The 12,226-nt window shown below is 42.1% G+C and carries 9 protein-coding genes; 3 read left to right on the forward strand and 6 right to left on the reverse strand.

What is annotated here, in order from left to right; translation table 11 throughout:
* Positions 1–13 precede the first annotated feature (13 nt).
* Positions 14–1,675 (forward strand): sensor domain-containing protein, encoded by a 1,662-nt coding sequence (locus tag MKX62_RS05520; protein ID WP_067213351.1) that lies wholly within the window; start codon positions 14–16, stop codon positions 1,673–1,675.
* 39 nt (positions 1,676–1,714) lie between these two features.
* Here MKX62_RS05520 and MKX62_RS05525 read toward each other — a convergent pair whose 3' ends face one another.
* From MKX62_RS05525 to MKX62_RS05540, 4 genes are all read right to left on the reverse strand, one after another.
* Positions 1,715–2,170 (reverse strand): threonine/serine exporter family protein, encoded by a 456-nt coding sequence (locus tag MKX62_RS05525; protein ID WP_067213354.1) that lies wholly within the window; start codon positions 2,168–2,170, stop codon positions 1,715–1,717.
* A gap of 20 nt (positions 2,171–2,190) precedes the next feature.
* Positions 2,191–2,937 (reverse strand): threonine/serine exporter family protein, encoded by a 747-nt coding sequence (locus MKX62_RS05530; RefSeq protein ID WP_340741001.1) that lies wholly within the window; start codon positions 2,935–2,937, stop codon positions 2,191–2,193.
* Positions 2,938–3,188: 251 nt separating this feature from the next.
* Positions 3,189–5,339, reverse strand: coding sequence for a beta-propeller domain-containing protein (locus tag MKX62_RS05535; RefSeq protein ID WP_340741002.1), 2,151 nt, complete (start codon positions 5,337–5,339; stop codon positions 3,189–3,191).
* A 599-nt stretch (positions 5,340–5,938) separates the two neighbouring features.
* A complete protein-coding gene (locus MKX62_RS05540; RefSeq protein WP_340741003.1) occupies positions 5,939–7,132 on the reverse strand; it encodes a GTP-binding protein in 1,194 nt (397 codons plus the stop codon).
* A gap of 243 nt (positions 7,133–7,375) precedes the next feature.
* Between MKX62_RS05540 and MKX62_RS05545 the strand changes: the two genes are divergently transcribed.
* Complete coding sequence (locus MKX62_RS05545) at positions 7,376–8,860, forward strand: DASS family sodium-coupled anion symporter (protein ID WP_370569921.1); 1,485 nt, start codon at positions 7,376–7,378, stop codon at positions 8,858–8,860.
* Positions 8,861–8,904: 44 nt separating this feature from the next.
* Here the strand turns inward: MKX62_RS05545 and MKX62_RS05550 are convergent, their stop codons facing one another.
* Both MKX62_RS05550 and MKX62_RS05555 read right to left on the reverse strand, forming a co-directional pair.
* Positions 8,905–10,206 (reverse strand): glycosyltransferase family 2 protein, encoded by a 1,302-nt coding sequence (locus MKX62_RS05550; protein ID WP_340741004.1) that lies wholly within the window; start codon positions 10,204–10,206, stop codon positions 8,905–8,907.
* The gene (locus MKX62_RS05555; protein ID WP_340741005.1) at positions 10,203–10,985 is read right to left on the reverse strand and encodes a hypothetical protein; all 783 of its coding nucleotides are present in this window, start codon (positions 10,983–10,985) and stop codon (positions 10,203–10,205) included. The genes MKX62_RS05550 and MKX62_RS05555 overlap by 4 nt, the downstream gene beginning before the upstream one ends.
* 148 nt (positions 10,986–11,133) lie before the next feature.
* On the opposite strand from MKX62_RS05555, the gene MKX62_RS05560 reads away from it, so the two are divergent.
* Positions 11,134–12,015 (forward strand): SDR family oxidoreductase, encoded by an 882-nt coding sequence (locus MKX62_RS05560; RefSeq protein WP_067213364.1) that lies wholly within the window; start codon positions 11,134–11,136, stop codon positions 12,013–12,015.
* The last annotated feature ends 211 nt before the right edge of the window (positions 12,016–12,226 follow it).

Here is a 12,226-nt window from a genome sequence, read left to right on the forward strand (position 1 = left end):
AGGGGACATTTATATGAAGCCAGATTATGGACAATTCGTGCCGGAACTGCCGGACATAATGAATAGTCTTGAACAATTTTATATGGTAACCCGAGCAAATAGTGAAGGTTCAATTATTTACGCAAACAAAAACTTTTTGGAAACAAGTAAATGGACACCAAGGCGGGTGCTCGGAATAACTTTGTGGCAAATGTTCCCGGAAACTGTTGAAGGTCAAAGTCAGGCACATGCCATCTGGAAAAGTATAACGGCCGGGAAAACATGGTTCGGTATGATTGAAAAAATAACACGTTTGGGTAAGCCATATTTCGTGAATATGATTGCTATTCCCAGCATGCCGTCACATGATAAACCGTTTTCCGTTACTTTTCTTGAATTGGATATCACTGAAGACGTACAGTTACGGGACCAGCTACAACAAATTGCATTCATTGACTACGAGACCGGGCTAATGAGTCGTTATAAACTTGAAACGACCGTGACAGAAATTATTGAAGAGGCAAAAAGTTTCTCATTTGTCTTCATAACCATTGATCACTATTATACATTGAAAGACCTTCAATCATCCGAGTCAAAGATAGAACTTATTAAATCATTTTCAAATAGACTTAAGCGATACTTCCAAGATAATCCAATAGCCAGAGTCGGTGCAAATGAATTTATCGTTCTTACCGCCTTCGGTGATTGGTATGTGCGAGGCTTTCTACTATTCCTTGAACAGCAACCGATTTATATCAATAATATTGCCATTCCGTTATCCATTAGCGGTGGCGTCGTCCGCTATCCTGAAGACCAAAAAACCTATAACCATCTTATGAAAGCCGCATTGGCCGCTACAAAAGATGTTATCAATAATGGTGGCGGTAAGATTTCTTCACTTTCAGCAGCTTCACATAAAGTGCTAAATCGGCGGGCAATTATCGACCAAAAAATGTTATCTGCCCTAAATCACCAAAGTTTTAAAGTAGTCTACCAACCACAATTCGATCTTGCGTCTGGAGAAGTGACACTTTACGAAGCCCTCGTTCGGTGGGAGGATGAAGATCTTGGCACTATTACGCCTGACGAGCTTATCCCAATCGCGGAAGAGAACGGTCTCATTCACGATATTGGAGCTTTCGTACTTGAGGAAGCTGCGACCCTCGCCGCACGGTGGAATGAACAAGGCCGTCATGTAGATATTTCAGTAAACACTTCCGTTCGCGAGTTCAGTAATGCACAAATGAAAAACAAAGTGATAGACATCCTTAATAAGACGAAGTGCCCCCCAAGTTGCATTCAATTTGAAATAACTGAGAAATTCGCTTTTCAAGCTGAAGAGGAAAACTCAATCGTCCTTCAGATGAAAGAACTTCAAGACGCCGGGGTCGAGTTCGCACTAGATGATTTCGGTACTGGTTATGCATCATTCAGGTATATGCAGCATCTACCGATTACGAAAGTAAAAATTGATAAGGTATTTATTGACTCCTTGACGACACAGCCAAAAACGCAGAAACTCGTCGAAGGGATGATACGTTTCTGCAAATCGATGGGATTATACATCATTGCAGAAGGCGTTGAAACAAAGGAGCAGTACAAGCTTCTCGAAAAAATGGGCGCAGATGCCGTACAAGGTCATTATATCGGCATGCCGATACCCTCTAACGACATCCAATTTAAGGATATAAAATAATATAACGGAGTATCTCTCATAAGGAGAATACTCCGTTTTTCATATTTTTTTCACTCTTTTCCTTCCGATACCGGACCGGAAAATAAGCTGAATAATTACTTCCGCAAAAACTAGTCCCATGGCAATCGCACCCGATACCATAAATGCACCCGATGCAAATGAGATTGCCGTTAAATAATCTTTTTCAACGATATGCCGCATCGCATTATAAGCCATTCCCCCCGGCACGAGCGGAATGATTCCAGCGACACTGAATATGATCATTGGCGTACGAAAACGCTTAGCAAAAATATGGGCAACGAGTGCAACCATGAACGCGCCCAGGAATGAAGCCTGCATAGGATCTCCCGATATTCCATTAAACAGGCTATAAATAAGCCAACCCGTCATCCCTACAAAACCGCAATAAAACAACATTCTACGTGGGGCATTAAATATAATTCCAAACCCTGTTGCAGCAAGGAAACTAAGAATTGCTTGTACAATCCACGTCAAAACTCAAACCCCTTTTCCATTCAGAAAGATAAAACAAGTGCTACGCCAGCTCCGATTGCAAATGCCGTCAGAAATGCTTCCGCCCCTTTTGACAATCCCGACATAAAATGACCCGCCATCAGATCGCGCACTGCATTCGTAATGAGTAGGCCTGGAACGAGCGGCATGACCGACCCAATGATAATTTTATCGAGTTCCAATCCTAGTCCAGTTTGCACCGCTGCAAATCCGATAAGCCCTATAAATAATGAGCCAACGAATTCCGCAAAAAACTTCACCCTTGTCAACTCATGTATTTTTGTCACTATGACGTATCCAACACCTCCCGCAAAGATAGCGGCGGGGACATCTGTCCAAAGACCGCCGTACAAGATTAGAAAGGATCCACTAGCGACAGCTGCTGCGATAATTTGTAGCCAAAGCGGAAACATTACATTTGTTTTTTCGATTTCTTGGAGCTTAGTATACGCTTCTTCAAGTGTATATTCATTTGCAGATAGCTTACGTGAAACGTCATTAACGAGTGCAACTTTTTCAAGGTCCGTCGTTCGGTCCTTTATCCGAATCAGCTTCGTATGATGCGGACTACCTGGTGAAAAAATAATACCTGTCGGCGTAACGAAACTATGAGTGGCTGACAACTGCTGTGTTTCAGCCATTCGTGCCATTGTATCTTCTACACGGTACGTCTCAGCTCCAGCTTCCATCATAAGACGTCCCGCGAGCAGACAACAATCGATTGCTGTCTCTTTGTCCACTATTGACATATTCAATCCTCCTAACTCAAGTGGCATAAATTCCATTGAATAACGCTTCGGCTACCCCTGTAAGGCGCCTGAGCTAGTAAATATACCGTATTCAATACTTCAACATATATGAGAAATATAGCCCAATTCCTCTCCATTAAATAATCTTATCGAAGCTGAAGACAAATGACAATGAACAAAGCGATTTCCTAACTTTCTTCATAAGAAAAAGATCCGGCGTGAAGTCCGGATCTTTCAACTTTGAATCCTATTCAGTCAATTTGCAAGCTACCGATTGGTGCGTACGTATCAAGCGAGTAATTATTGATTTCCTTCATTGAAACTGTATACAAGATGTCTTTGCTGTACAGCATACGTTGGATTTCTTTCTCCCAATCCCCGTATTGCTCTCCGCGGCTTTTCACTTTCAGTAAATCCCCTTTTAGGACGATACCATGTTCCGGAGTAATTTCGTAAACAAGTGCGCCGGAACTTTGAAAGTCAATGTTATGGTCTTTCCCGATTTCATCGTAAATCGATACCGGGAAACCGTATAAATTTCGTCCTTCATGTTGGAACAATGCCTTGTGATCATATTGAATTTGCGAGTATGTTCCACGACCACCAATGATTTCAGTGTCCTTCTCTTTTGGGTTATTGAAATCAGTCACATCAAATAGGGAAACTTTCATACCCATCGTCAAAATAAGTGGCTCACCCCCTTGTGGATTTTTCTCAGCAACCGTTTCATAACCAAAGCCAATGAGATGGTTTTCGTCAAGCGGATGCAAGTAATTGCTAAAGCCAGGAATCTTCAGCTCGCCAAGCACTTTTGGGGCAGTCGGATCGGCCACATCAATGACAAACAGTGGATCCGTTTCCCGGAACGTTACCATATAAGCCTTATCCCCCATGAATCGTGCAGAGTAGATGCGTTCGCCTTTCGCAAGACCCTCGACGGATCCTGTGGTATTAAGGTTTTCATCCAAAATGAAGAGATGGTTTTTAGATGGTTTTTTATCATCCCACATATTCCCTTCCGTCGTGACGGCACGGAAATAACCATTATGTTCATCCATTGAAAACTGGTTAAGTAAATGCCCTTTCAGTGTGGCTGAATTTTGGAATGTGACAGTTGTCTTGTTCAATGTAAACTTGAATAACTCACTGTTTGCAGTGCCAGGGTTCCAGATCATTTTATTCGATGTGGAGGCGTTCGTTTCGTAAATTGTCGCTGTGAGATATAAATTGTCTTCGGACATGTAAAGCTGCTCACTTCCACCGAGATAGCCTTTTGTCACAACTTTACCTTCTACTAGCGATGAAAGGTCGATGGCTGTAATGACGGAATACGTCGGTTCCATCGCACCCGGTAGAATCGCGATGTCCTTGTAGTCAATCAGTTCGGGATCATCGCCTACTATGGAATCATATACGCGGGGACGAAGCGTGTCTCCGTCGATTTCATTCATGATCCAGAAGTTCGGCTGTACATTCGTTACAAAATACAGCATATCTCCTGTTTTCCGTGCGCCGTTTAGATAGCCTTCCGCTCCGATTTCTCGAATAAGTTTAGGCGTATTTGGATTCAACACATTATACATTCGAACCGTAGTCATTCCATTCATTGGCCTGCTGATCCTTGCCTCGTTCGTGTCCTCATCGTTGTTGTAAGGTTCATATTTCTCACCAAGGACAATGAGCGTATCGCCGTGGAGAAATAACTGGGACGGATAAAATTCTTCTTCCATTTTAATCTCCGAAGCTTTTCGGATTTTCTTCGGGTCGCGGATATCGGTAATGGTGACTTTGTTATTGCCCATTACAGTATATATATAGTTACCGTCTGTCTTTACGCTATCAGCTTCATCGACTCCTTCTACTTGATTGTTCGTTGTCGAATGATCTGAACTACTACTTTTAGCAGATTCTAATGTTGCAGTATTTGACGTTGCTGAATCTTCTCTTTCTTCTGTTACGGTAGGATTTGATTGTTGTATGGACTTCGCCCGTTCAAAATAGGCTTCCAACTCTTTTACTGATGCGATGGATTCTATCGTTTCGTGGATAGTAAATTTGATTTCATCGATTGGCAACGATTTTAAGACCTTGCCGTTAAACGCATTTTTCTGGACGTGAAGTGTATATGCCCCTGGTGCAAGGCCCTTTACATATAGGGTCTTACCAGCGTTTTCAAGCGTAACTTCGGCAGTTACATGCTTTCCATTTCGATCAGTTATATACAAATCATCTGATCCTATTGCCTCCTTTTTCAACGGCGTGGAGAAGCTTGCGTGCCATCCTTGATTGGAAAGCGCAATATTGGATGCCGTAACAGTCACTTTGTCGATGAAAAACGCGAAAGATATTGCAACTACTGTAATGAATGCCGTAATAAAAAGCCAACTAACCTTTTTTCTCAATTTGACCAACCCTTTCCTTTTGGTTTGTTACACCATTAGACTCTGATAGGGCGATTTCGTTTCACTAAACTGAAAATTTTTATTATATATGTTGAATTAAAGAATCCTGCTAAGAACGCTTGGCGCTAGGGGATGCCTCCCGCAATAAGCCAGACGAAAACCCACTGTCTGTCTTATTGCTTCGGCTACCCCAGTAGTCGCCTTCGCTGGTGAGTAGACAGAATCATAAGTTCAACATGTATAGTTCCAGTTTTTTATAACAATACGCTACAAACAATCGATTGAATGAGTAGCAAAGTATGAACTTAGGAAGGATTAGAGATAAGGGGGATGGTAGAACATAGCTCACGGTCGACCGATCATATAACCTTACGAACCGATCATAACTTTCGCACTACCAATCATATAACCCCACGAGCCGATCATAACCTTCGCTCTACCAATCATATAACCTCACGAACCGATCATAACCTTCGCTCGACCAATCAAATAATCTCACGAACCGATCATAACCTTCGCTCGACCGATCATATAACCTCACGGACCAATCATAGCCCACGCTCGACCGATCATATAACCCCATGAACGGATTATTCCCCTTATTCAGCCGCCACGAATATCGGTAGCGGATCTGCAAATCCAGACCAATCCATCGCCATTTCCTCTTCTGTCAACAAGCAATCATCTAGATCCTCTTCAATCTCTTCTCTGTCCATATCAAGTCCGATGAAAACCAGTTCCGTTTGACGATCACCATGCTTGTCATCCCAACGTTCCAACAATTCCGGGTCGTCGGCGAAAACTAACTTTTGTTGTGCCTTCGGAAGTGCTGCAATCCACTGACCTGCCCCTTGGAATATAATTGAAGAACCAGCCTGCGATAGCAATCCTGCCATATCCGGGCGCGTTGCTAACCAGAAAAAACCTTTCGAACGAACTATTTCTTGTGGGAACCCTGTCAGCCATTCATGCCATCTCTCCGGATGGAATGGACGACTTCTCCTGTACACAAAAGATGTAATGCCGTATTCATCGGTTTCCGGTACATGTTCCTCGTTTAATTCCTTTATCCACCCCGCCCCTTGACTCGATTTGTCGAAATCAAATAACTGACGGTTCAAAATCTTCACAGGATCCACACGACCGAATTCAATCGGTATGATCTCTGCGTCTGGGTTCACCTTCTTAAGAAAAGCAAAAAATGGCTCTTTATAATCTTCATTAATAAGATCCAATTTATTTACCAATAATATATTAGCGAATTCAAGTTGATCTACCAATAGATCTGCTATATCTCGATGATCGTTTTCATCATCGGTTTGCTTGCGATCGAGCAACGTTTCCCCGCTTTCATAGTCCTTCCAGAAACGGAACGCGTCCACAACTGTCACCATACTGTCGAGTCGACATACTTTGGATAAATCGATTCCCACTTCTTCATCAATGTACGTAAACGTTTGTGCCACGGGAATTGGTTCGGAAATACCCGTCGATTCAATGATGATATAGTCAATATTACCTTCAGCCACAAGTTTTTCCACTTCTATCATTAAATCTTCACGTAATGTGCAGCATATACAGCCATTCGACAGTTCAATAAGTTTTTCTTCCGTACGTGAAAAACCGTTGTTTTGTATTAAAGCCGAATCAATATTGATTTCACTCATGTCATTGACGATAACTGCAATTCGTAGTCCTTCGCGATTTGCAAGAAGATGATTTAAAACGGTTGTTTTACCCGCTCCTAAATAACCACTCAACACCGTGACTGGAACTTTTTTTATTTCATTCATAATGGACTGTCCTCTTTTCCTAAATCGTAATGATTACGTTTTAAATATTACACAGAGAGATTCAATAATGCAAGTCGAAAATGAAAAAACCCTTACAAAAACTCATATATTTACGTTTTACAGCTTAAGTTCACAAGTTCCATCGAATTGCTTTAGATTATTAAGTCTATTAGTTTCAATGCCTGCGTTTGTTGGGTAACCTAAAAGTGTAGCTATATTTAAATAAGAAAGGGTCGAATACATTTGGAAAGCACAGAAAATATTACTAAGCCAAAACGAAATTTAAAACCGTATTGGATTGCCCTTGCATTCACCGTCATGATTGTCATCATGCTTCTTCCTAATTCTGGCGACTTGCCTGTAATGGGGCAACGTGCACTCGCTATTTTGGCATTTGCCGTCATTCTTTGGATGACGGAAGCAGTGGCATATCCGGTAAGTTCAGCAATGATTATCAGTCTACTTGCGGTTACGCTCGGCCTTGCGCCGGATATGGCAAATCCCGATGTCATGCTAGGCACAAAATCCGCTCTTCAAATGGCCCTTGGCGGATTCTCCAATTCGGCAGTTGCTCTTGTTGCTGCCGCTCTATTTTTAGCCGCAGCAATGCAAGCGACAAATCTTCACAAACGGTTGGCGCTCTATATCCTATCAAAAGTCGGGGTTAAAACAGGGGCTATCGTTTTCGGCGCCATAATTGTATCCATTGTACTTGCGTTCTTCGTACCAAGTGCAACAGCACGTGCGGGCGCAGTTGTTCCGATTCTACTCGGAATGGTTGCAGCGTTCGGACTACCTCATAATAGTCGGCTTGGTGCACTTCTGGTCATCACTGCTGTTCAATCCGTCTCAATCTGGAATATAGGAATCAAAACCGGAGCCGCACAAAATATGGTTGCGCTCGGTTTCATTGAAAAGGAAATGGGTGTATCCGTCTCTTGGGGAGCTTGGTTCTTGTATGCAGCTCCGTGGGCAATCCTTATGTCTATTGCTTTGTATTTCATAATGATTAAGCTGATTAAGCCGGAAACACAGGTTGTCGAAGGCGGGAAAGAATTGATCCAAGGTCAGCTAAAAGAACTTGGTCCGATGAAATCGTCAGAAAAAAGATTAATTGTTGTCGCACTAGCACTGCTGTTCTTCTGGTCAACAGAAGAAGTACTCCACCCGTTTGATACGACGACAGTGACTCTTGTCGCGATTGCGATTCTGCTCGCCCCAAGAATCGGCGTATTTGACTGGAAAACGGTTGAAAAACTTATTCCATGGGGCACGATCATCGTCTTCGCTGTGGGGATTGCACTTGGTACCGTCCTCTTAGATACAGGAGGCGCTCAGTGGCTGTCCAATAGAGTGTTCGGTGCAATGGGTCTTGACAATATGCCGCTTCTTGCAACGATTGCCTTGCTGTCGTTATTCAACATTCTCATTCACCTCGGATTCGCCAGTGCGACGAGCTTATCATCGGCACTTATCCCGATTTTCATCGCGCTTACCACGACGATTTCCTTGGATGCGAACAGTGTCGGATTTGTCTTGATCCAACAATTCGTTATCAGTTTTGGGTTCCTTCTTCCAGTCAGCGCACCGCAAAACATGCTCGCTTACGGTACCGGTTCATTCACGGTAAAGGATTTCTTGAAATCAGGTATAGCTCTAACGGTTATCGGGTATTTACTCATCCTGCTGTTTAGTGCTACGTATTGGAAATGGATTGGACTTTTATAATATAAAACGAGTTACTTGGACATCGACTGCCCAAGTAACTCGTTTTATTTTGACTTAAATCTCTCTGTTTTATCCCAGCCAATTGTTTGGCGGTTTTTCTTAGCCTTTATATAAAAAATTAAACTGCGCACGAACAAATAGGAAAATAGCTGTGCGTACGTAAAGTACATAATGACACTGACAAAAATATTAACTGGTGAAAAGGTTCTTTGACTCGCCTGTGCTGCAAATAACTGCGCTGTATACACAATATAGGCAAGATACCAGATGAATAAGAGCGGATAGGTGTATTCGATAAAAAAGACATCAAGGATTCCCAGCACAAACCATATATAGGAAAACACTAGAAAAAACCAAAAAACGACGTAAACAAGCAGCTGATGAATGGAATGGACGAGCAGCTTGCCTTTGAAATAACCTGGTTCTATTAGTGTTTTTTCTACAATATACAAGTTCCCTTGCAGCCATCTTGTCCGTTGTTTCAAGTAGACACCAAGCGTTTCAGGCTCTTGTTCCCATGTGATTGACTCTGGGACAATCGGCAAATAATACCCTTTTTGTGTAATACGCAGTGTCAATTCTGCATCTTCCGCAATAGCGTATGGATCGTATCCTCCGAGCTCTTCTATGACCGATCGCTTTACAAGCATGTTCGTGCCAGTAAGTGATCCGGTTTTGAACAATTGCCACCTTCCCGATTGCATGAGCAGTTGAAATACTTGAAACTCAATAGAAATCATTCTTGTAAGCCAAGTGGCTGATTCATTCATCGTTCTTACATATCCGACAGCCCCGCCTGCCCGTTCCTGTGTCTCTGCAATTGCGACCAACTTTACAAGCGCATGCCGCTCTGGTTGATTGTCCGCATCATAGACACAATAATATTTGTTATCCGAAATACTTAGTCCATAATTAAGTACCCTCGATTTTCCACGTGGCTCACCTGGAGGTACTTTTATATGGTGGACATTTTTAAAGGCATTTGCAAACGCATCCGCGATTTCGTCTGTATTATCAGATGAGTTGTCATTCAATATATAAATTTGCAGAATACCTGGATAATCGATTGCCACCATCGCTTCTATTGTGTCCTTAATAACAACTCCTTCATTGTGAGCTGGGATTAAAATATCTACACCCGGATAATAGTCCAATACTGGGATTTTTTTGTTTGTAAGCCGGCTATATAATCCAGCAATCGTTAAAACAGAATAATAAAGGAGCAATACTAAAAAAAGTGCTGTAGTAAAAAACAGTAACAATCTAACATTGAATATCACCGCGACTACAAGCAGAGTAAGAAACAGAGAAAAACTCAGAATTAAAACCCAAAGTCGACCTTTCATGTGACCACCGCCGATTCACGCAAGGTCTTATCTCCGTCTATTTTTATTACGGTCCACCTAATCTTCTCGATGGTACCCTCTTCTAGACGTTCTATCATGAGTTTTTCGAGCCGTCCCCTTACAATACCAAGGCCTTCTTCTTCAGTATTCTGAACTAGAACTATCAGTGTTGTATTATCATATTGACCGACGATATCATAGTTTTTCCTAAATGCCGCATACATCATACTTGCTAGAGTATGCATGACTTTCTTCTGAACCGTCCGATTCATATCAATTAAATCTGCTTTTAAATAGAATCCTGTTTCCTGACGGCGGCTCATATTAGATAATATAAGTACCGCCTGTTTCTCAAATTCATGCTTCGTCAAAACGCCCTCTTCCAAAATATATTCTTCTAACTGAGCAATACGGCTTTTTAGTAACCTATTTTCCGTACCAATCTGATAGACATATTTCGATAAGCTATATAACGAAAATAAATGAATCAAGAAAATGAAATGCAGACCGATTGCCAACGCCTGTTCACCCGGTTGCCAGCCTTCTTTAAATGCTAGGAAGAGAATATAGAATACTGTCACAAGCATTAATGTGATATAAAAGAAAAATGCAGCTCTGTCCGACACACTGAAGAATAATAATGCTAGAACACCGAATGCCAAATAGTAATAAAGCGGTACCGCATTGTATGTAATGATCAATATGGCTAGTATCGACAAGAGCCAACTGATTGAGGCAACCGGCAGTTTAACTCGGTCCCAAACTGTTTGATTCCTCAATGAAATCACCTTCTTTCTTATTTTCCTATTCCCTCTTTCAATGGTAAAAAACCGGTGAAACACTTCTTTTATAGTTAAACAATGTGTTTATAGAAATCGATTCAGGGAATAATCCCTCTATACGACAATCAGCAGAGGAGGAATTATTATGCCAAAAGATAAATACGAAAAAATTGATAATCAGGTTTCAGGGCAGACTCAGGACCAGCAACCTGGTGTAGAGGAGGAAATGAATCCGGCGCCGATTTATGACGATGAGAATTATAAAGGTTCAGGCAAATTGACAGGAAAAAGCGCTTTAATCACAGGCGGCGATAGCGGTATCGGTCGGGCAGTAGCCGTCGCCTTTGCAAAAGAAGGTGCGAATGTAGCGATTGCATATTTGAGTGAACAGGAGGATATTGACGCAGATAAAACGGTGAAGCTCATTGAAGGCTATGGTGGAAAAGCACTGAAAATCCGAATTGATATTAGTGAGGAAGAGCATTGCGAGCAATTGGTGGATGAGGTTGTTAATGAATTCGGTGGTTTGAATATTCTTGTCAACAATGCCGGTAAACAGTTTCCACAAAAAGATATCTCGTTGATTTCAGCCGATCAGCTTCGGGAAACGTTCGACACGAATTTCTTCGGTTTATTTTATATGACGAAGGCGGCTTTGAATCATATGACTGACGGCGATACCATCATCAATACCTCATCTATTACGGCGTATAATGGGTCAAAAGAATTGCTCGATTATTCCGCAACAAAAGGTGCGATTACTTCCTTTACACGTTCTATTGCACTAAACTTGGCCGAAAAAGGAATACGTGTCAACGCCGTTGCGCCTGGTCCAATTTGGACACCGCTCATTCCGGCCACGTTTGACGCAAAGAAAGTCAAAGAACATGGAGCAAACACACCGGTTAAACGTCGGGGCCAACCTGCTGAAAATGCGCCGGCTTATGTGTTTCTCGCTTCAAGTGATTCCAGTTATATGACTGGCCAGACAATACATGTTGATGGTGGCGATTTTGTAGGATCTTGAACGGATTGTATAACCATTCGTAGAAATTCCTATAAGGTATATTACTGCACGTTGTTTAGTTTCTGCAAAGCGTTGTCTAGTCGACGCAATGCGTTGTTTACTTTTGGCAGAATGGTGTCTTGTTCAGCCAAAACGTTACGAACTTTTAGCAACTAACAAAAAGCCCCTCTATCACGGAATTCCTTCCGCCTAGAGGGGCTACTTTAACTTA

Source organism: Sporosarcina sp. FSL K6-5500, assembly GCF_038005665.1.
GTDB lineage: Bacteria > Bacillota > Bacilli > Bacillales_A > Planococcaceae > Sporosarcina > Sporosarcina psychrophila.